Here is a 19,864-nt window from a genome sequence, read left to right as displayed (position 1 = left end):
TTTACTCAAACACCCTGTTCTTTTTCGCGCGCCATGCGGGTCCGCCGGGTCTCTCGGCGCGGACGGCGCTCAAGTGCTTCCAGCCGGGCAGGAAGACCAGCCATCACTGTGCGGCGGTTGTCCGGTGACATGATCGTCCAGGCACCGATTTCTTCACGCGTGCGCCCGCAACCGAAACAATAGCCGGTCTTGATGTCGATGGCGCAGACGAGGATGCAGGGTGACTCGATCATATCCATCCCTAAAATCTGGTACGGTTAGAGTGTAATGACAAGCCCGAGCAGCAGGGAAAGTGTTGCCAATTGCTGCATTGCGCCCAATGTATCGCCGGTCTGGCCTCCAATTTTCTCCCGGCAAAGCGCCGAGAAACCGAAGAAGACCAGCCCTGTCAAGCATGCGGGAATTATGAGTGCGAGTGGTCCTGCGGCAGCGCCATAGCTGAGCGCGAAGGCAACAGTGCCGAGAATGAGCGCAAAGTTGGCGGCCGCAAGGGTGGGCGTTCCTGCACGGTCGGATACTCCTCCCTTGCGTGCGGAAGGCAGCGTCTGCCAGAATTTCACCAGCAGGGCGCGACTGGCGGCTTCTGTTCCGGCAAGAACAGCGATGGAAGAAATCGGGCTAAGCTCTGTCAGAACATCCGTGTAAAGTGCCGTTCGCAAAAGCACCGAGATGATGAGGGCAAGCGTGCCGTAGGAGCCGATAGCCGAATCCTTCATAATCTCAAGACGCCGTTCAAGCGGTTTGCCGCCGTAGAACCCGTCGGCCACATCGGCCAGACCGTCCTCGTGCAGGGCGCCGGTCACAATGATTGATGTGGTGACCAGCAGCAGCGCCGTGACGAATTCAGGCATATCAAATGCCGATCCGAGCAGGATCACCAAAGCCGGCGGCAGTGCAATGATGAGTCCGGCTAAGGGAAAGCCGCGCGCCGTGTCGTGCAGGGAACCCGTATAATCCTCGAACCATTGCGGCGAAACCGGCCACCTCGACAGAAATGCCAGTGCGCGCATCGTTTCTTTCACCAGATCCATGGCACGTTCCTGTTGATCAAGGGGCCGCGACATTCAATGCCGTCCGATGACCTTTGCGTTTCGTTCGGCAAAGCTTATAGGACGGGGATTGATAATTTGCCATGAAGACTTGACCGCAAGGAATATCATGACCACCGGCCTGCCATTTGACGATTTTCGTACTCTCATCGAAACCCTGCCCGGACCGGACGAGGCCGCAGTGGCCGCTGTACGCAAACGCGACTCGACCCTGACTAAGCCACCGGGCGCATTGGGCCGCATGGAGGAGATCGTCGAATGGCTGGCAGCCTGGACAGGCCGTTCGCGTCCGCAGATAACCCGCCCGCTTGTGGCGGTCTTTGCCGGCAATCACGGTGTGACGGCCAAAGGTGTCTCGCCCTATCCATCGTCGGTCACGGCACAGATGGTGGAGAATTTCGCCGCAGGCGGCGCGGCGATCAACCAGATTTGCATTGCCAATGATCTCGGCCTGAAGATTTTTGACCTGGCTCTGGAATATCCAACGGCGGATATCACCGAAGAAGCCGCCATGGACGAAAAGACCTGTGCTGCGACGATGGCATTCGGCATGGAATCGATTGCAGGTGGCACGGATCTGCTTTGCATCGGCGAGATGGGGATCGGTAACACCACCATCGCTGCCGCAATTTTCAATGGTCTTTATGGCGGCACGGCTGAAGAATGGGTCGGGCCCGGTACGGGGGCCAACAGCGATGGTATGAAACGTAAAGCGGATGCCGTGCGTGCTGCCGTGGCGCTGCACGCTTCCCATCTGAAGGATCCGCTGGAAGTTCTGCGGCGTCTGGGTGGGCGGGAAATTGCCGCAATGGCCGGAGCAATTCTGGCGACGCGCGTCGAAAAAAATCCCGGTTATCATCGATGGCTATGTCGCAACCGCAGCTGCCGCTATTCTGCACGCGGCCAATCCGGAAGCGATTGATCATTGCCTGTTTGGTCACGTGTCAGCGGAACCCGGTCATCGCAAGGTGTTGGAAAAGCTCGGCAAGAAACCGTTGCTTGATCTTGGCATGCGGTTGGGCGAGGGCACAGGTGCAGCACTTGCCGCTGGCATTGTCAAAGCAGCTGCGCTCTGCCACAGCGGCATGGCTACATTTGACCAGGCTGGTGTCAGCAACCGCGACTAAGAACAGCTTGAATAAAGAACAGGCTCCTTGCGGAGCCTGTTGAGTTTCGTTCCCTGACGCAGGTCAATGGAACGGGGGAAGGTGGTCTGGCTTCAGATTGGTTTATGCTCTGCTTGTTCCCCTAAAACTTCACGGTCAGATCAGCTTTGACGGCATTGTCATGGGCATTGGCTGAGAACTGGCCATTATAGCTGATGCCAAGGCTGGTGGCTTTGCCGATATTCACATCAAACCCGGCTTCGACCAGTGCGGTGTCCTGTGCAATCGGCAAGCCGTCGATGGAGAAGGCAGAACCACTGGCAAAGGCGAGATTGGCCGTTGGTGTCGTATCGCCAAAAGCATGCCGCCAGCCCGCCATGCCATGGGCGGTAAGGATGGTGGCATCGCAGATGGCAAAGCCATGCGAGGCCCTGAGGCCAAGCGTTGTGGTGGTCAGGTCCGTTGTGTCGCCATTGGACGAGAGCGCCGTCAAACCGCCGGTTTCGGCAAAGCCATCGGTTTTGAGATGCACGTAAGCTGCCCCGGCAAAGGGTTCAAGCGCAGCATAGGGCGTATCGATGCGGTAGGAGGCTTCACCGAACACCTGCACGGACTTGGCCGTATAGGCGGCATCATCACCTTCATCAATGGTTAGAAGATGCGCCCTGCGGCTGGTATCGATTGCATGATGGGCAAGACTGGCACCAAGGCTCAACGTCATGGCATCCAGCTTGGTGCCGCCATAGACACCGACCTGATAGCTGTCGGCGGAGCCATGACCGCGATCCGTATGGATGGATGTGTTGCCATAGCCGGCCAGAAGACCAAGACGCCAATCGGAATGGAACAACCCGTCGGCAATGATGCCATCAAGCCCGGTGACGAAGCCGCCGACATTGCGGGAAAGCCCGGATGCATTGCTTGTCCCATCGCGCTGGCTCCATGAACCATAGCCCTCGGCCCAGATGGCAGTGGTTTTGGTATCGGCAGCAGCCAGTGTCCCGGCTTTATCAGCACCATCCGGCCCATAGGCCAGCACCGGTGCTGATGCCTTGGCACCTGTTCCGTCCCCGAAGGCGGACCTGATGCGGTTTGTGGCTGCATCGCGGACAAAGCGGCTGTCTTCGGCAAGCACACCCTGCACCGAGGCATGGATCTCGCCGGAGAGGCTGTCAAAGTCGGCCGGAAGATTGGCAGCATAGGTTGCCGTGGCCACCGTATCATACAGCGTGTCGCCAAGCCCGAGCGCCTCAAGAGCATTACCCACTGACTTCTCATTCTTCGTCTGCCCCACATCGGCAAAGGCCACGCCATTGCGTGACAGGGTCAGCATCACATCATTGGGATCATAGGCCAGTGCCCCGCCGATGAAGAGATAGGCGGGAAGGACGCTGTCGAAGGCACCGGAGACACCACCGGTAGAAGTGAGGATCGTATAGCTCTTGTTCAAAAGCGCCAGAGTTTCTGCTGGCGTCAAGGGCTCCTTGCCGTTCTCCGGCGAAACCGTGACGATGCCGCCGAGCAATGTTGTCTTGCCGCCGACGGTGAGCTTGTCAGCCCCGCCATTGCCATTGCCATTGACTTCAACGGCAAACCGGCTGCCCGGATCGAAGCTCGCATCACCATTGGCCGTGAGGGTTCCAACCGAATTGCCCGGCGCAACCGTCCCGCCCGCATGCACCATCAACCCGCCGACAAAACCATTGCCGCCAAGAATGCCGCCGGTTGTCGTTGTAATGCCGGTCTGCGGATCAACAACGCCAATGCCGCTTCCATCGACTGTAACATCGGAGGTGATGGAACCATTGACGCTGAGCGTGCCGCCGCGCACCCAAGTGCTGCCCGTATAGGTATTCTTGCCCTCAAGGATCAGATGGCCGTCACCAAGTTTTTCAAGACTGCACTGCGTGACTTTTGCATGTTGCGCAATTGCGTCTTCACGTATGGCGATGATTTTCGTCAGATAATCATATGCGGCCTTATCGTCGTTGCTGGCATTAGCAGGGAGACCTTTGTCCCAGCCCTTATCGCTCAACGACTTCTTCAGCACGGCCTGATCCGCTGCCTCATCGTCACGGCGATACTTCAGTGCTTCATCGGTGATATCGTTGGACCAGGTATCACTGATACCGCCGGGCAAACTGACCGCAAATTTTCCCATGAACTGACCGGGGCCGTTCATTGCATTTTTCAGGTCAATATTGCCCCAACCGTCATCATAACTGGGATGACGCGTGATGACACCGTCATGCCCAGACGTTGTGAGCATGACAGACAGCACCTGTTCCGGCGTCATATAGGGGAAACGGCTCTGAATAACCGCTAATGCGCCCGAAGCGTGGGGGGCTGACATCGATGTACCATCATATGTCGCATATTTACCATCCGGTACGCTGCTGTAAATACGGCCTCCCGGCGCATCGACACACCAATAGCGAGAAACACCACAGCGATTAGAATAAAGAGAGATGTCTCCGTATTTGCCTAGCACCGGTTTTCTATCCGGACCTCTCACAGGGTCGGCCCACGCAACGGCAAGCCAGCGACCCTCGAGTTCAGGCCGGAAATATGGAAGTGCAGCGAACAAATCCGGGTGTTGCATTGGCCCGTCATTGGATGCCGATACAATCTGGATGATGCCATGCTTGTTAGAAGCGTCGCCCACGGCATCCAGCCATGTTTTCTCTCCCTTTTGGCTTTTTGCCCAGAAATTACTGTAAGCGCGGACAAAATCTGGAATAGTACCAGTCTGATTTTCAAAATAATCAGTGTCATAACGGGAGTCTGATCCCCAACTGTTGTTGACGAACTTGACGCCTTGCGAGGCCAGAGCATCGTAAGCAGCCATAAAGTAGTTGTAGTCTAGCGAATCCGACCCTTGCAGCCGGTTGCTATCTGTTCCGTGGGTATTGGCAACATAGATATTGGTGTCAAAGGCGACACCATGCATTCCCTGATTGTCACGCGCAGCACCGATGCTTCCGCTGACATGGGTACCGTGACTATCATTGTAGGCGGGATTGTAAGCGCCAGAGATGTCGAAAGAATCACCTTTCTTAAAGGGCAATGCACCATTGCCTTCGTATTGGGTGCTATCGCTAGAATAAACACCTTTTGTATCGACTGTATGGATGCGGTTCTTGTCCTTAAATTCCGGGTGGTTGATGTCGATACCCGAGTCCATGACACCAGTCTTTGTATTCTTTCCAGAATAACCCAAAGCGTAGGCATATTCCGCACGCATTGCGGACAGGCCCCAATCCTTGTTAAATTCAGGCGTTCGCCAAGTCTGAGCAGCCGCTTCAAGATCATTGGTGCGAGACCCATCGGCATTGAAATATTGGCCTGGTGCATTCTGTGCGAAAACTGGCAGGGAAAACACTGCTGCGGAAAGAACCACGCTGGCATAAAGCGCTGCTTTGTAGTGACGATACTTGCCACAATTGGCGTGCCGGTCTGAAAAAATACTTTGAGTATACATCGGCAATATCCCCCTCGGATTTTTGCTGGATTTTCGTTGTCAAAGTTGCTCCGCGCATGACAAAGCCTCCGCAGAACGGTTCAGGATCAGGGTTGTCAGATGTTTCGTTGGCCGTACGGGGCGTTTGAAATGAACGCCTGTGTCAGTGCAGTCCAACGTGAACTGTCGTGTCTGGCTAGGTGATGGGGTGGCCGTTCAAACTAAAATAAAACAATGTCATTTGCTGTCCCTTATTCTTGTGGACAAAATCATGAGTCCTGGCAGCAGGATAGGCACACTCGCCAGTTGTCGAAAAATGAAATTAAGTTCTATGGGCAATAACCGGAAGGAATATCGCCGGAGCCACTTGCTCCACCAGACCGGGAAGGAGTTCCAAAGCCCGGCGCATAATGGGATACTGACGCGAGGATTGGCGAAACCAGGCTCCGGATGGGTATTTCCATATGGGTGTGTCGGTTTTTAAACGGCGCAGCCCCGCTGAACTTGCCAAATGTTCGATCTGCGCGGGCGCGAGCATCAGAAAATCCGATGTCGCTACGATACGAAAAGCCGAGCCCAACGGATCCACCCGCATGATGATTCTGGGCGCTGCCAATTGGTGTGCAGAATAATACATACCAAGCTTGTCAGCGAGCAAAGCATCACGCTTGTAAACAATCCACTGGCAATGGCTTAGGGCTGTTGAGGGAAGCGTTCCGTGAAGCGCCAGGGGATTTCCGGGCCTGCAGTATGGGACCATCTCTGCTCGCAGGACCTCGAGTGTTTCCAGACCTTCAGGCGGCGAGGTGGCAATTGCCCCTAATGTGAAATCTAGTTCACCTGTGAGCAGCCGGGTTATAGAGGTTTGACCGACGTCCACCGAGAGAATGAAGTCTGTTTCAGGAAATTCACTGCTGAGGAGCCTGATCAGATCTGGCACAATCGTTGTATGATAGGCCGGTCCTGCTGATATTTTTAACTCTTTGACTACCCCTGAATTTGCCGCTTTGACTTCTTCATGCGCCTGGCGGTATTGGAGTTCAATCGCTTCTGCGTGGGTGAATAAAGTGCGTCCCACGCGTGTCAGCCGCATTCCCCGGGCTGTTCTTTGAAATAAACCCGCACCGAAATCTTCTTCAAGCCGCTGGATTGTCTTGGTTAGGGCGGGTTGGGTTAGCCCTACTATCTCCGCTGCCGACGTCAGATTTCCACATCGTGCAACCGCTAAAAATGCCTTGAGGCTTCGTTCCATCTCATTCCTTAAAATTCAAACTGGACGAGGTGTCGGGGGGTAAAAATTAGTTCGCGTTATATTGTTACATTCGCAGTAAGCGTTGAAAAAATCAAATGTCATTAGACTATGGCCCAAAGCTTTTGATTAAGATAGCTACAAATTTTACGCAAAACTGATACAAATATTTACACGCGCACGATATATTCACCTGCGCGCGCCTTAATTGCACCCACTGCATTGAGTGAAAAACAGTCTGATTTAAGCTTATTGAGAGCTTTGGCGTGAAGGTATTCCGCCTTGAATTGCCCTAAGCGCATCTGGCATTTTTGACCATGCGCACGGCGATCTTACAAAGCGCGACCTGACAAAACAGATGGATAGCGCTGGCGCCGCGGGCGCCAGTTTTTGTAGCAACAAAATTAAAATTCTTTGCCGATTTTCGCGTCAATGGAGTGATTGCTGGCACCGCGAATAACAAAGAAGAACAGGATCGCAGTCCACAGGATGGATTTTTCAGCACCGGACCAGCCCTGACCCATGACATAGCCATGAAAATAGATGGTGACAGCCAGGACAATGGTTGTAGCGAAGGCGGCTGGCCGGGTGAAGAGGCCAAGTGCGAGCAGAATACCGCCGAAGAATTCAGTGGCCGCAAGCAACGGGGACCAGAAGACGCCGGGATAGAAACCCAAGCTCTCGACCATCTCAATAGCGCCGAATGGATTGATGATCTTGCCATAACCGTGCACGGCGAGAGCCCCACCAGCAATCACCCGCAAGATTGTTTCCGACACTTGTGCAAGTGCGTTGTAGATGCCGCCGAGGGCTGGGATAATCAGAGGGCGGTTATTTCCATTGGCGTTCATAAGTGGTTCCCCATTTTCTGTTTGACGCTGGCAGCAAGGGCGAGGTGCCAAATAACGATCAAATAACAATAAATTGAACTTGAGTGTTTTAGGCAGCTTTGTGTCGTCTGGACGATTTGACGCCGGGGGGCGTGGCTTGCAGCACCCGATTGCGCGGGAATGTGGCGAGTGCTTCTGTGCCTTCGCGCAGTTTGGACGACAGATGGAATTCACCATCGTGTACATGCACGAGTGCCTGCACGATGGGTAAGCCGAGCCCGGTGCCCTGTTCAGCATTTTTGATGGCAATGGAGCCTTGTCCGAAGGTCGAGAGGACCACCGGAATTTCCTCTGGAGGAATGCCCGGGCCATTGTCGCGAACGGAGACATATTGACCGCCGCCTGCCGTCCAGCCAACCTTGATGTCAATACGGCCATTTTGCGGGGTGAACTTCACGGCATTGGCAAGGAGGTTGAGAATGATCTGCCGGATGGACCGTTCATCGGCGCGCAGGCGCCACATGCCGGTTTCGAACTGCGGCACCATCCGTATGCTCTTGTTACGGGCTTTCAACTCCATCATGTGCATGCATTCTTCAGCGATATCGGCGAGCAGGAGGGGCTCTTCATTGATGGAATGGCGACCGGCTTCGATACGGCTGAGATCGAGAATTTCGTTGATGAGGTTCAAGAGATGTTCGCCAGAGGCGTGAATATCCCCGGCATATTCGCGGTAGGTAGAATTGTGCATCGGGCCGAGGACTTCCTTGGCCATGACTTCGGAAAAACCAAGAATGGCATTGAGCGGTGTGCGTAGTTCATGACTCATGGACGCCAAGAAGCGTGACTTGGCGAGATTAGCTTCTTCGGCCCGGCGCCGGCCTTCGTCGGACATGGCATTGGCCGTTTCAAGTTCGGCAATAAGGGCGTCTTTTTCCGCCTGCAGCGCCAGCGTCGTTGATACGGAACGGTTAAGCCGAGTCGCAACGAGGTAGAAGAAGGCGAGCCCGGCAAACAGCATGATTACCATCGTCGCCTGGATCGGACTATCAAGCTGGTTCGTGGCGATGATCGTGTAAGTGATGACCGGTAGTGTAAACGCCGCGAGAATGGCTGCGCGAAGCGCTGAACATATGATGGCGGTGATCGCCATGGCCAATATCAGAGCAACGGCCTTGATGACCGGAAACAGACTGATGCCGCAGGCGGCGCAGTTCAGATAGGCGAAATAGGCCCAGCCCATGCTGGTGAGAAAATGGCCGCCGAGATAGATCGCCTGCCAGTTCTTGACATCCTCATCCGTTATGCCGGTCCGTTCCAGATGTTTGGCAAGAATGCCGAGAACGGCATAGAGTCCGATTGTTATGCTCGCCCAGACAACCATATCTTTGCCAAAGCCCGAAAAGACACCGGCCACAGCGATCATGGCAATGAACAGGGGTAAGGTCGCTGCGTTAACGATCAGCGCCCGTGTATGCATGAACAGCAATTCGCGCTCGAAGTGCTTGATGCCGGAATGTTCCATAAGCCGGTCGCGGGCGCGCCGCACGACGACAGACAAATCCTTGTTGCGCGGCAGTTTACGCCGGTCAACAATGTTTTTGTCTGCACTTGTCGCGTCCAGTAATGCCATGCGCCTCGTTCCAGATCGTGCTTTGCCTGCACATTCGGCAGCATTGCATCGCAAGCCTATGCATAAATGATTAAAAGACCTTCAAATCGGCGGGGAGAATCAATCGCAATGGAAGATTTTGGCGCGGTTTGCCGATGAATGGCGGCTATAGCAGATATCGTCGCTGGCGCAGGTCACCCGTGCCACCGCGTTCATTCGGCAGAAAGCTCATCGATTATGCCCTCACGCTGATCTTCTTTGCTCTTGTTGCACTTTTGGCGGTGCGGCTGGCTGTTCCGCGCGACGCACCGGAAATGAGCGGCAAGGCCTACGTGATCGATGGTGACACCATTGTGCTGACTGGCACCCATATCAGGCTCAAAGGCATAGATGCGCCAGAACTTGCGCAACGTTGTGGCGAAGGGCTCGATAATTATCCTTGCGGCCAGGTCGCGCGGCGCGCGCTGGACAAGCTGATCGCAGGCAGAACCGTGCGGTGCGAGATAAGTGGAAAGGACAAGTACAGGCGTGACCTTGGAACGTGTTTTTCCAGTGAAACCAACCTGAATCGCGCCATGGTCGAGGCCGGGCAGGCAACAGGCTATGGCGATTATCAGGCGGAGGAAATGCAAGCGCGGGCGGAACGAAAAGGCCTTTGGGCGGGTTCCTTTGACAGGCCGCAGGATTGGCGGAAATTGCATGAAGGCAGCATGGAAACACCACCTTCATTCATTGATTGGCTGGTCGATGCGATCAATAGCGTTTATGGCTGGATTGATCAGAAATTGGGAGAGCTCTGGTGAAATTATACGATGGAGGCCGTGCGCCCAATCCGCGCCGTGTAAGAATATTTCTGGCGGAGAAGGGCATCGAGATACCGTCTGTGCCAATCGATATGGGGGCAATGGGACACCGGTCCGCTGAAATTACTGCACTCAATCCGTTACAGCGCTTGCCGGTGCTTGAACTCGATGACGGTACAATCATAACGGAATCCGTTGCGATTTCCCGGTACTTTGAAGAATTGAACCCCGAACCAGCGCTGTTCGGCAAAGGTGCTGTGGGCAAGGCCCAAGTGGAGATGTGGCAACGGCGGGTGGAATTGCATCTGCTGGCGACCGTTGCCGCTGCGTTCAGGCATATTCACCCGGCCATGGTGGAATGGGAAGTACCGCAAATCCCCGAGTGGGGCGAAGCGAACAAGCCCAAGGCACTGGCTTTTCTGGATATTCTCGATGAACGACTGGGCAAAAGTGCGTTCATAGCAGGAGATGACTATTCCATCGCTGACATTACGGGACTCGTGGCCATCGATTTCTTCAAGCCGGCACGCATCCAGATGCCCGAACATGTGACCCATGTCCGGCGTTGGCATGATGCGGTTTCAAATCGGCCGAGCGCCAAGGCATGATATTTTGAGCGCGCCTGCCTCCGTTCTTTCTGGCTTGTCATTTGATATCAAGGCGTGCCGGTTATGCCGTGACGCACCGCGTTATCTGCCGCCTCTGCCGAATGAACCGAATCCGGTCTGCGTCGCATCGCAGACGGCACGTATCGTCATTTGTGGTCAGGCGCCGGGCATCCGCGTTCACAATACCGGTATTCCGTTCAACGATCCGTCCGGGGATCGGCTGCGCGAGTGGCTGGGGGTGGACCGCGATACGTTTTATAACCCTGACCTATTCGCCGTTGTTCCGATGGGTTTTTGTTTCCCCGGCTATGACAAGCATGGCGGAGATTTGCCGCCGCGCAAAGAATGCCGCGAGACATGGCATGACCGGGTCTTTGCAGCCATGCCGCAGATAGAGCTTGTACTGGCGATTGGTCAGTATGCGCAGTCCTATCATCTGGGCAAGCGCCGTGGCGCGAATATGACCGATACCGTTTTGCGCTGGCAGGATTATTTCAATCCCGCAACCGGGCCATCGATTTTGCCTCTGCCGCATCCGTCATGGCGCAACAATGTCTGGCTGCGCAAGAATCCGTGGTTCGGGGAGAATGTTCTCCCTGTGCTGCGGGAGAAGGTCAAGAATCTAATTTAGGCGTAGGCCGGATGAAATTTTTTCGAAATTTACAAAGTTTAGAATAATTTTCTTGTACCAAGGTCGAATAACGGACCATAAAGTATCCCATTCCAAGGGGACCGTAGATCATGGACAGACTTGACCGAAAAATTCTTCGCCTCCTGCAAGAGGACGCAACGCTGGCGGTGGCTGATGTTGCCAAAAAAGTAGGGCTGTCCACGACGCCTTGCTGGCGGCGCATCCAGAAGCTGGAGGAAGATGGGGTAATCCAGCGCCGGGTCGCCATTCTTGATCCGGTTCGGGTCAACACACGCGTTACCGTCTTTGTCTCGATCCGTACCGGGGCACACAACAATGAATGGCTGAAGCGTTTTTCTGAAGTGGTTCAGGAATTTCCGGAAGTGGTCGAGTTCTACCGCATGAGCGGCGATGTCGACTATCTCTTGCGTGTCGTCGTGCCGGATATTGCGGCCTATGACGCGGTCTACAAGCGGTTGATCGCCAAGATCGATATTCGCGATGTGTCCTCAGCTTTTGCCATGGAACAGATCAAATATACCACGGAGCTGCCGCTTGATTATATGAGCATTGAAAAGGAATCGGGCTGATATCATCAGGCCGATTCCTTCAAGGCGGGCTTACTTCTCCAGCCGCGCCAGCAGGGATGATGTATCCCAACGCTTTCCGCCCATCGTCTGCACCTGCTTGTAAAACTGGTCAACCAGCGCGGTCACCGGCAGTTGTGCGCCATTGCGATCCGCTTCTTCAAGGCAAATGCCCAAATCCTTGCGCATCCAGTCGACGGCGAAGCCGAAATCATACTTACCGGCGTTCATGGTCTTGTGACGGTTTTCCATCTGCCATGAGCCTGCCGCACCTTTCGAGATGACTTCGATGACCTTTTCGATATCAAGGCCTGCCTTTTTGCCGAAGTGAATGCCCTCGGCAAGGCCCTGGACCAGACCGGCAATACAAATCTGGTTGATCATTTTGGTTAGCTGACCAGCGCCGGCCGGACCCATTAATCCGACCATTTTGGCAAACGACTCAATAACCGGCTTGGCCTTGTCAAAAGCCTCCGACTCACCGCCCACCATAACCGTCAGAGCGCCATTTTCAGCACCTGCCTGGCCGCCGGAGACCGGAGCATCGAGAAAATGAAAGCCACGTTTGCGCGCTTCCGCATCCAGTTCCCGGGCAACTTCAGCTGACGCGGTGGTGTGATCGATAAAGATGGCGCCCTTTTTCATCGCATGAAATGCACCATTCTCGCCGATGGTTACTTCGCGCAGATCGTCATCATTTCCCACGCAGGAAAACACAAAATCTTTATCCGCTGCGGCTTCTTTCGGTGTTGGCGCGTGCTTATCCTTGAATTCGTCCGCCCACTTCTTTGCTTTCTCGCTGCTGCGATTGAAGACGGTGACGTCATGACCGCCGCGGGTCTTCAGATGACCGGCCATCGGGTAACCCATAACGCCGAGACCAATAAATGTGACTGTTGCCATTCCGTAGTTTCCTCTGTCAGATAGGCTATGTGTTCGAAATATTGCGGGAGGTTAGGATAATGCGGCGGATCATCAAAGGCCTATTGTGGATTGTTTTTTCGCTTATTCCCCTCGCACTCCTTGCCGCTGGCGTCGGTTATGTCTGGCTGGCACGGTCCGTCGCGCCGGCAACCGGGGAAATGGTGCTGACAGGTCTCAGTGCTCCGGTAAGCGTGACGCGTGACAAGAATGCAGTTCCGCATATTGTTGGCAGCAATGTGAATGACGTTTTGGCGGCACTCGGCTTTGTTCATGCGCAGGAGCGGCTGTGGCAGATGGAAGTGACCCGCATGGCCGGGCAGGGCCGCTTGTCCGAAATGTTCGGTGACAAGACTGTCCCGACAGACCGGTTTTTACGATCCCTTGGTGTTTACGAATCCGCTGTCGCTTCGACTGCGGCGCTTGATGAAGCTGACCGCAAGCGGGTGGATGCCTATGTCAGTGGTATCAATGCGTTTATCGATAGCACCGGACGTCCTTTCGCATCGAAATACTCGCCGGAATTTGTCATTCTTGGCTACAAGCCGGAAAAATGGACTGCAGCTGACGTCATCGTTGTTTTGAAAATGATGTCGGTCACGCTGGCCGCCAATATTGATCAGGAAGTGTATCGTCTGAAGTTTGCCCGGCTTGGCATGACAGATGCAGAGATGACAGACCTTTTGCCAGCGGTTGCTGGTGATAACCCGCCGCCAATGCCCGATTTGAAACAAATTCTTGGGTTGCCAGGCGGGCCGATCAAAACCGGAGCATTGGAAGCTGAAAATCAGTTCGCGTCACTTAACGCGATCATGTCCACCGGCGCATCCAACAATTGGGTGGTTGGCGGCGCCAAGACGGAAACAGGCAAGCCAATCCTTGCCAACGATCCACATTTAGGTTTAATGGCACCGGCCATCTGGTATCTGGCGCATCTGGAAGTGAAAAACGCGGATGGTACGAGCAAAAATCTCGCCGGCGTGACCTTGCCGGGGGTTCCATTGGTGCTGCTCGGGCGCAATGACCGGCTGGCGTGGGGTTTCACCAATACCGGGTCTGACGTGCAGGATATTTTTGTCGAACGGATCAATCCGGCCAATCCAAATGAGTATCAGACGCCACAGGGCTTTGCCGCTTTCGAGAAAAAGCCCGTGACGATCAAGGTTAAGGGTGCGGATGCGGTTAATTTTGATCGTTTGAGCACGCGGCACGGTCCGGTTCTGCCTGCGGATTATCGCGGGCTGGATCATTATTTGCCTGAAAATACCGTTGCCGCATTGTCGTGGACGGCCCTTGCAGGCGATGACAAGACTATTTCTGCCGGTTTGAAGCTTTGGGATTTCGCGAGTGTTACGGAATTCCAGAATAGAATGCGGGATTTCGTAACGCCGATGCAATCAATCGTCATCGCCGATGTCGACGGCAATATCGGCCTGATTGCGCCGGGGAGGGTACCAATGCGTGACCCGGCCAATCAGATCATAGGACGCGCACCTTCGCCCGGTTGGGATGCGACTTATGACTGGAAAGGTTACATCCCCTATGAGGATTTGCCGCGCAGCTACAATCCGTCCGACAATGTCATCGGAACCGCCAATACCAAGATGGTTGATGCGGCTTACCCGCATTTCCTGACTTTCGACTGGGATGAGACGTGGCGCTTCGACCGTATCAAGGCATTGATTTACGATACGAACCAGCAATCGATGGAGACCAATCGCAAAGCGCAGGGTGATGCCTACTCCAATGCCTATGCAGCGCTTGGGCCGGTTATGCTCAAACTGGTCGAAGGGCGCAAGGACATAGACCAGACAGTTCTCAAGCAGTTGAGCCAATGGGATTATGTGGAAGACCGCAACCGCGTCGAGCCGCTATTGTTCGAGGCCTGGCTGCGCATGGCAACAAAACGCATTGTCGAAGATGATCTCGGCGAGGCATTTCCAACCTACTGGCAAGGCCGCGTGACAGCAATGCTGCGCTGGCTCGGACCCAATCCGGCACGCGACTGGTGCGATGATGGACGAACCCCGGAGAAAGAAAGCTGCGGCGATGTTCTGGCGCTGTCGCTGACGGATGCGTTGAAGGATCTGGATAAGCGACTTGGCTCGGACCGTTCCAAATGGAGCTGGGGCGCACTCCACTACGCTTATGGTGCACATCGTCCTTTCGCGCAGGTGAGCCCGCTGGACCGGATTTTCAATGTCGATGTTCCGGCCTCCGGTGGAGCGTTCACGCTGGACCGGGCCAAGTCGCTGTTTACCGATGAGAGCAATCCGTACCGTGCGGTGCATGGCACGAGTTATCGCGGGCTGTTCGATCTGGCCGATCTCAACCGCTCGACTTACATCCAGACAACCGGCCAATCCGGCAACGTGTTTTCAGCCAACTACCGAGACTTCGCACAGAAATGGGCCGACACACAGGCGATTACGATCTCGACAGACGAGAAGGTCTATCAGGATGGGTTGCAGGGTATCTGGCGGCTGAAACCGCAATAGCACCTCAGGTGAGGGGCGTCATTACGGTCTTCTGATAGGCCGGGCGTGTCTTCAGTCGCTCATACCATGCCAGCAGATGCGGTTGGTCGGGGCGCTTGATGGGCATTTCAAACCAGGCATAGGCAAAGCAGCCGAGCGGGATATCACCCGCACCAAAGTCAGCGCCGGACAGATAGGGCTGTGAGGCGAGCGCCGCATCGGCAATAGCAAACATCTCGGTGCAGGCTTCAATGCCTTTTGCCTTGGCGGCATGATCCTGCTGGTCAGGTGCAAGCCGCACCGTATTCCAGAAAACATCGCGGAACGGACCGGCGATGCTGGACGTGGTCCAGTCCATCCACTTTTCCGCGCTGGCACGCACAGCGGCATCCTCGACATATAAAGAAGTCTTGCCGTATTTCGCCACGAGATAGCGGACAATTGTGTTGCTTTCCCAGAGTGCAAAGCCGTCGTCTTCAATGGTGGGCACGCGGCTGTTGGGATTGATGGCGCGATATTCGGGATCGGTTACAATGCCATGGGCACCACCAGCGGGAATGTTTTCGTAGGGAATGGATAGTTCTTCGGCTACCCACAGCGCCTTTTTGACATTGGTAGAGTTACCGCGGCCCCAGATTTTCAACATGATTTGGTTCTTTTCAATGATGTGATCAGCGTATCAGATGTCGCGTGATGCGGCGCTCCATCCAGTCCCAGATGTGACGCAATACTTCTACGAGCACGAGGTAGAAGATAGCGGCCCAAAGGTAGGCCTGGAAGTCGAAAGTGCGTGAATAAGCAAGCTTTGTGTACCCCATGAGGTCATAGACTGTGACCAACGCAACGATGGCGGAGCCCTTGATCATCAGGATGACTTCGTTGCCGTAGGGACGCAATGCAACAATCAATGCTTGTGGCAGGATGACTTTGCGGAACGTGACAAACTTGGAAATGCCCAGAGATGCCGCGCCTTCCCATTGCCCAAGCGATACGCTCTGGATTGCGCCGCGCAATATCTCCGCCTGATAGGCAGCCGTATTCAATGCAAATGCAAGAAACGCGCAATACCAGGCTTCACGGAAGAACCACCAGAGGCCGACATATTCGAGTTTTTCTCTAAATTCACTGACGCCGTAATACATCAGAAAGACCTGCGCGATCAGCGGCGTGCCACGGAAAAAATAGACATAGGCATAGGCAATTGCCGACCCGATCCTGTTCTTGCTCATTCTGCCGAAAGCGACAGGGACCGACAGGATGGCGCCAAAAATGATGGAGCTGAATACGAGTGTCAGAGTGGTGACGAGGCCCTGCCAATATTTTGGCCCGTAGGTCTCGATCAGGGTGATATCCCAAGCGCTATAGAGATCAAGCACGAGCCCGATAATCAGCGCGGCCCAGAAAGCAACGAGCAAGTGGCCGATAATCCGCGTTTTGGTCCAGCGTTTGGCCGGTGCGGGTGGACGGGTCACTGTTGCTGTGCGCGCATTGATGAAGGTTTGGGTCATCGACGCACTCCACTGGCTGTCGTGCGCTTTTCAATGGCGTTGATAACGAACGAAGAAAGGATGGCGAGCACCAGATAGATCATGCAGGCCGTACCATAAAACAGGAAGGCATGTTTGGTGACGCGCGCCGCAACGCCGGTTTGCCGCAAGATGTCGGCAAGTCCGATGGCTGAAACCAGCGCAGTGTCCTTGAGCAGGATCATCCAGAGATTGGAAAGACCGGGCAGGGCGATGCGGATCAGCTGTGGCAGAACCACTTTCCACATCGTCTGGCCATAGGAGAGGCCTATGGCATAGCCGCCTTCGTATTGCCCGCGCGGGATGGCGCGAAATGCCGACAGGAAAACCTCGCTGGCATAGGACGAGAACACAGCGCCCATGGCGAACATTCCGGCCAAGAACGAATTGATTTCGATCGTTCCGGAAAAACCAAGCATAGCGCCGAGCTTTTGGATGCCGATCTGAGCGCCGAAATAAACGAGAAACAGTGTCAGCAGTTCGGGCAGGCCACGGAAGATCGTGGTGTACATGTTGGCCGCGAGCCTGATGGACGGTTCCGCCGCCTGTTTGCCGAGAGCCACGAAAAATCCGATGAGCAGTCCAATGGGCAATGTCGCAAGTGCAAGACTGACGGTCACAAGAATGCCGCTTGCAATACTATAGCCCCAGCCGCCTTCACCAAATCCCAATAACGCAATTGAGCCCATAGGCTTCTTTCATTCTTTTGCAGGCCATTCCCCAGTGCCCGATTATCGGACCGGCCTGTCATTTTTTAACTTAAGACATGGAAAGAGATGGCGGGATTATCCGCCATCCTTGATTGGTCGATTCTGAAAACGAGCTTTGATTACTCGGCGCCGTAAACGTCAAGCTTGAAGTACTTGTCGTTGATTTCCTTGTATTTTCCGTTCTTGCGGATCGCCACGATAGCGGCAGAGAACTTGTCAGCCAAGGCAGTGTTGCCCTTCTTGACCGTCACGCCGGCGCCGGGGCCGTGGATGATTGGATCCGGAGTAATGGTGCCCAGAAGCTTGCAGCACTTGCCTGCATCGCTGTCGAGCCACTGGCCGAGCACAACCGAGTCATCCATCGCTGCATCGATACGGCCATTGGCGAGATCGAGCTTATATTCGTCAGCTGTCGGGTACATCTTGATGTCGGCGCCGCTATACTTGGCTTCGGCAAAGTTCGAGTGGCTTGTTGAAGCCTGCACACCGAGGGTTTTGCCCTTGAGTGATTCCGGCGTGACGTCCTTCAGCGCGGAATCCTTCGGTACGGCAATGCCTGGAGGCGTGTTGTAGTACTTCTTGGAGAAATCAACCTTCTTCAGGCGTTCCTCTGTGATCGACATCGATGCGATGATGGCATCGAACTTGCCAGCCTGCAGGGCGGGAATCATGCCATCCCAATCCTGAGAAACGAATGTGCACTGTGCCTTCATCTCGTCGCAAAGGGCCTTGCCGATATCAATATCGAAGCCTTCCAGCTTGCCATCCGGTGTCAGATTGTTAAAGGGCGGATAGGCTCCCTCCGAAGCAATGGTCAGCTTCAGAGCGTCCTCTGCGTGTGCCGCTCCCACGGACAAAGCAAGGGCAGCGGCAGCTAAGCCGAGTGCGAGACGCTTGGTGATACGCATTATTCAACCTCTCTTTTGTGGCCCGGCTGTTCCCCTGTTCTTTTGGACAGCCTTCCGGGCAAGGTCGCAGTTTTTCTACTGCTCCTGACCGAGGATATTCCCACTAGTTTTCTGTTAAAAGCAACCGGGAATCTTTCGTCACCGAGCGATTCAAGACGGCAAAACCACATAATTGTTACGGGATTATATTTTTCTTGCGCGAGCCTCTCGCGAAACGTCATTTCATGACTGCGTCAATGCCCAAGGTTCATCTCGCGCTCAATTAAATCAGCCAGTCCATCGACATCATTGAGATCGAAGACAGGAATCGCACTGTCTTCGATGGTAAAGTCACTGGCTACGGCAACAATGGTGGGGTCATGAGGGGCCAGCGGGTCACCGGCTCTGCCATCACGGCGGCGGGTTTCAATCTTTTTGTGGCCTTCGCGCTTGTAGCCTTCCACCAGCACAAGGTCGCAGGGAGAAAATCGGGCGATAATCTCATCCAGGGACGGCTCGTTCTCATCCGCCAATTCATGCATCAGCGCCCATCTATGGTCGGAAACAATCGCTACTTCGCCTGCGCCAGCCTTGCGGTGACGCCAAGAGTCGGTGCCTTCCTTGTCGATATCAAAATCATGATGCGCATGTTTGATCGTTGAAATCTTCCAGCCCCGGCGGATCAGTTCGGTGACAAGCTTGACTGTTAACGTCGTTTTCCCTGAATTTTTCCAGCCGGTTATGCCAAAGATACGGTGGGTCATGGCGCGGTCTTCCATTAATGCGATTCTTCAGCCCGCAACCTAGCCTGCTCCAGATCGCCGGGTCGATTGATATTGAAAAACGGATCGAAAGGATCACCGGATTGCGTGGCAACCAGCGGAAAATTCGCTATTCGATGCGGATGGGTTTCGATCCACATGCGAACGCGGCGATTTTGGGGGTCGTGTAGCCATTGCCGAAGTTCATCGCGCTGGGCGACCGGCCAAAGGCCGAAAACCGGATGCCATATGCCACCTGAGATCGCAACTGCGATATGGTCTTCACGCTGATCGACAGTTTTGCAAAGCACAGCAGCCAGATTGTCCGGGAAAAATGGCGTGTCTGTTGCAACCGTCAGTATATGGGTAAATGGCATAGACTGGTTGGCCGCCCAGTCCATCCCCGCAAGAATACCTGCCATGGGGCCGGCAAATCCCGCGATGTCATCGGGAATAACAGGTATCTGCAGATTGGCAAATGCTGCAGGATCGCTGTTGCTGTTGATCGCGATTGTATCGAGCTGCGCCGAGAGCCGGGCCGCAATACGATCAATCAGGCGATCATCGCCGAAGGGCAGGAGTGCCTTATCGTTTCCATCCATCCGGCTCGACCGTCCGCCTGCCAGAATAATGCCTGCAATGCGCAA

At 54.7% G+C, this 19,864-nt stretch carries 18 protein-coding genes and 1 pseudogene; 6 read left to right on the top strand and 13 right to left on the bottom strand.

Features of this window, described 5'->3' with window-relative positions; translation table 11 throughout:
* Positions 1–5: 5 nt before the first annotated feature.
* Together HB779_RS17195 and HB779_RS17190 are read right to left on the bottom strand one after the other, a co-directional pair.
* The gene (locus HB779_RS17195; protein ID WP_188343477.1) at positions 6–239 is read right to left on the bottom strand and encodes a DUF1289 domain-containing protein; all 234 of its coding nucleotides are present in this window, start codon (positions 237–239) and stop codon (positions 6–8) included.
* Positions 240–257: 18 nt separating this feature from the next.
* Positions 258–1,064, bottom strand: a complete 807-nt coding sequence (locus HB779_RS17190; protein WP_188343476.1) for an adenosylcobinamide-GDP ribazoletransferase — start codon at positions 1,062–1,064, stop codon at positions 258–260.
* Positions 1,065–1,158: 94 nt separating this feature from the next.
* Here HB779_RS17190 and cobT point away from each other — a divergent pair.
* Positions 1,159–2,176 (top strand): annotated as a pseudogene (gene cobT / locus HB779_RS17185) (nicotinate-nucleotide--dimethylbenzimidazole phosphoribosyltransferase).
* Between the two features lie 121 nt (positions 2,177–2,297).
* On the opposite strand, the gene HB779_RS17180 reads toward cobT, so the two are convergent.
* From HB779_RS17180 to HB779_RS17165, 4 genes are all read right to left on the bottom strand, one after another.
* Positions 2,298–5,636: an autotransporter domain-containing protein gene (locus tag HB779_RS17180; protein WP_188343475.1), complete on the bottom strand. Its 3,339-nt coding sequence runs from the start codon at positions 5,634–5,636 to the stop codon at positions 2,298–2,300.
* Between the two features lie 301 nt (positions 5,637–5,937).
* Positions 5,938–6,867 (bottom strand): LysR family transcriptional regulator, encoded by a 930-nt coding sequence (locus HB779_RS17175; protein ID WP_188343474.1) that lies wholly within the window; start codon positions 6,865–6,867, stop codon positions 5,938–5,940.
* 401 nt (positions 6,868–7,268) lie between these two features.
* Positions 7,269–7,715, bottom strand: a complete 447-nt coding sequence (locus HB779_RS17170) for a DoxX family protein (protein WP_188343473.1) — start codon at positions 7,713–7,715, stop codon at positions 7,269–7,271.
* 88 nt (positions 7,716–7,803) lie between these two features.
* Complete coding sequence (locus HB779_RS17165) at positions 7,804–9,327, bottom strand: HAMP domain-containing sensor histidine kinase (protein ID WP_188343472.1); 1,524 nt, start codon at positions 9,325–9,327, stop codon at positions 7,804–7,806.
* Between the two features lie 179 nt (positions 9,328–9,506).
* Here HB779_RS17165 and HB779_RS17160 point away from each other — a divergent pair, with 179 nt between their 5' ends.
* The 4 genes from HB779_RS17160 to HB779_RS17145 all read left to right on the top strand — a co-directional run bounded on the left by HB779_RS17160 (position 9,507) and on the right by HB779_RS17145 (position 11,938).
* Complete coding sequence (locus HB779_RS17160) at positions 9,507–10,109, top strand: thermonuclease family protein (RefSeq protein WP_188343471.1); 603 nt, start codon at positions 9,507–9,509, stop codon at positions 10,107–10,109.
* On the top strand, positions 10,106–10,717 hold the full coding sequence (locus HB779_RS17155) for a glutathione S-transferase (RefSeq protein ID WP_188343470.1): 612 nt from the start codon (positions 10,106–10,108) through the stop codon (positions 10,715–10,717). The genes HB779_RS17160 and HB779_RS17155 overlap by 4 nt, the downstream gene beginning before the upstream one ends.
* A 4-nt stretch (positions 10,718–10,721) precedes the next feature.
* Positions 10,722–11,348 carry a uracil-DNA glycosylase family protein gene (locus HB779_RS17150; protein ID WP_244642406.1) on the top strand — a complete coding sequence of 209 codons (627 nt, stop codon included), beginning with the start codon at positions 10,722–10,724 and terminating at the stop codon, positions 11,346–11,348.
* A 110-nt stretch (positions 11,349–11,458) separates the two neighbouring features.
* A complete protein-coding gene (locus HB779_RS17145) occupies positions 11,459–11,938 on the top strand; it encodes an Lrp/AsnC family transcriptional regulator (RefSeq protein WP_091877656.1) in 480 nt (159 codons plus the stop codon).
* A 30-nt stretch (positions 11,939–11,968) separates the two neighbouring features.
* Here HB779_RS17145 and HB779_RS17140 read toward each other — a convergent pair whose 3' ends face one another.
* Positions 11,969–12,838 carry an NAD(P)-dependent oxidoreductase gene (locus HB779_RS17140; protein ID WP_188343469.1) on the bottom strand — a complete coding sequence of 290 codons (870 nt, stop codon included), beginning with the start codon at positions 12,836–12,838 and terminating at the stop codon, positions 11,969–11,971.
* 59 nt (positions 12,839–12,897) lie between these two features.
* Between HB779_RS17140 and HB779_RS17135 the strand changes: the two genes are divergently transcribed.
* On the top strand, positions 12,898–15,354 hold the full coding sequence (locus tag HB779_RS17135; protein WP_188343468.1) for a penicillin acylase family protein: 2,457 nt from the start codon (positions 12,898–12,900) through the stop codon (positions 15,352–15,354).
* 4 nt (positions 15,355–15,358) lie between these two features.
* On the opposite strand, the gene HB779_RS17130 is transcribed toward HB779_RS17135, so the two are convergent.
* The 6 genes from HB779_RS17130 to mobA all read right to left on the bottom strand — a co-directional run bounded on the left by HB779_RS17130 (position 15,359) and on the right by mobA (position 19,864).
* A complete protein-coding gene (locus tag HB779_RS17130; RefSeq protein ID WP_188343467.1) occupies positions 15,359–15,979 on the bottom strand; it encodes a glutathione S-transferase family protein in 621 nt (206 codons plus the stop codon).
* 25 nt (positions 15,980–16,004) lie between these two features.
* Positions 16,005–16,841 carry an ABC transporter permease gene (locus HB779_RS17125; RefSeq protein WP_188343466.1) on the bottom strand — a complete coding sequence of 279 codons (837 nt, stop codon included), beginning with the start codon at positions 16,839–16,841 and terminating at the stop codon, positions 16,005–16,007.
* Complete coding sequence (locus tag HB779_RS17120; protein ID WP_188343465.1) at positions 16,838–17,548, bottom strand: ABC transporter permease; 711 nt, start codon at positions 17,546–17,548, stop codon at positions 16,838–16,840. The genes HB779_RS17125 and HB779_RS17120 overlap by 4 nt, the downstream gene beginning before the upstream one ends.
* A gap of 140 nt (positions 17,549–17,688) precedes the next feature.
* On the bottom strand, positions 17,689–18,477 hold the full coding sequence (locus tag HB779_RS17115; RefSeq protein ID WP_188343464.1) for an ABC transporter substrate-binding protein: 789 nt from the start codon (positions 18,475–18,477) through the stop codon (positions 17,689–17,691).
* Positions 18,478–18,710: 233 nt separating this feature from the next.
* Positions 18,711–19,220, bottom strand: coding sequence for a molybdopterin-guanine dinucleotide biosynthesis protein B (gene mobB / locus HB779_RS17110; RefSeq protein ID WP_188343463.1), 510 nt, complete (start codon positions 19,218–19,220; stop codon positions 18,711–18,713).
* 14 nt (positions 19,221–19,234) lie between these two features.
* Positions 19,235–19,864: a molybdenum cofactor guanylyltransferase MobA gene (gene mobA / locus HB779_RS17105; protein WP_188343462.1), complete on the bottom strand. Its 630-nt coding sequence runs from the start codon at positions 19,862–19,864 to the stop codon at positions 19,235–19,237.

The organism is Phyllobacterium sp. 628 (genome assembly GCF_014189505.1).
Lineage (GTDB): Bacteria > Pseudomonadota > Alphaproteobacteria > Rhizobiales > Rhizobiaceae > Phyllobacterium.
Note: the sequence above shows the minus strand (reverse complement) of the source record. Positions and strands in the feature narration are given on the sequence as shown.

Excerpts from the sequence above, each read along its gene's own strand:
- HB779_RS17190 (WP_188343476.1), bottom strand. The coding sequence starts at position 1,064 with ATGTCGCGGCCCCTTGATCAACAGGAACGTGCCATGGATCTGGTGAAA.
- HB779_RS17140 (WP_188343469.1), bottom strand. The coding sequence starts at position 12,838 with ATGGCAACAGTCACATTTATTGGTCTCGGCGTTATGGGTTACCCGATG.
- HB779_RS17115 (WP_188343464.1), bottom strand. The coding sequence starts at position 18,477 with ATGCGTATCACCAAGCGTCTCGCACTCGGCTTAGCTGCCGCTGCCCTT.
- HB779_RS17135 (WP_188343468.1), top strand. The coding sequence starts at position 12,898 with ATGCGGCGGATCATCAAAGGCCTATTGTGGATTGTTTTTTCGCTTATT.
- HB779_RS17175 (WP_188343474.1), bottom strand. The coding sequence starts at position 6,867 with ATGGAACGAAGCCTCAAGGCATTTTTAGCGGTTGCACGATGTGGAAAT.
- HB779_RS17145 (WP_091877656.1), top strand. The coding sequence starts at position 11,459 with ATGGACAGACTTGACCGAAAAATTCTTCGCCTCCTGCAAGAGGACGCA.
- mobB (WP_188343463.1), bottom strand. The coding sequence starts at position 19,220 with ATGACCCACCGTATCTTTGGCATAACCGGCTGGAAAAATTCAGGGAAA.
- HB779_RS17125 (WP_188343466.1), bottom strand. The coding sequence starts at position 16,841 with ATGACCCAAACCTTCATCAATGCGCGCACAGCAACAGTGACCCGTCCA.
- HB779_RS17120 (WP_188343465.1), bottom strand. The coding sequence starts at position 17,548 with ATGGGCTCAATTGCGTTATTGGGATTTGGTGAAGGCGGCTGGGGCTAT.
- HB779_RS17165 (WP_188343472.1), bottom strand. The coding sequence starts at position 9,327 with ATGGCATTACTGGACGCGACAAGTGCAGACAAAAACATTGTTGACCGG.
- HB779_RS17170 (WP_188343473.1), bottom strand. The coding sequence starts at position 7,715 with ATGAACGCCAATGGAAATAACCGCCCTCTGATTATCCCAGCCCTCGGC.
- HB779_RS17130 (WP_188343467.1), bottom strand. The coding sequence starts at position 15,979 with ATGTTGAAAATCTGGGGCCGCGGTAACTCTACCAATGTCAAAAAGGCG.
- HB779_RS17180 (WP_188343475.1), bottom strand. The coding sequence starts at position 5,636 with ATGTATACTCAAAGTATTTTTTCAGACCGGCACGCCAATTGTGGCAAG.
- HB779_RS17195 (WP_188343477.1), bottom strand. The coding sequence starts at position 239 with ATGGATATGATCGAGTCACCCTGCATCCTCGTCTGCGCCATCGACATC.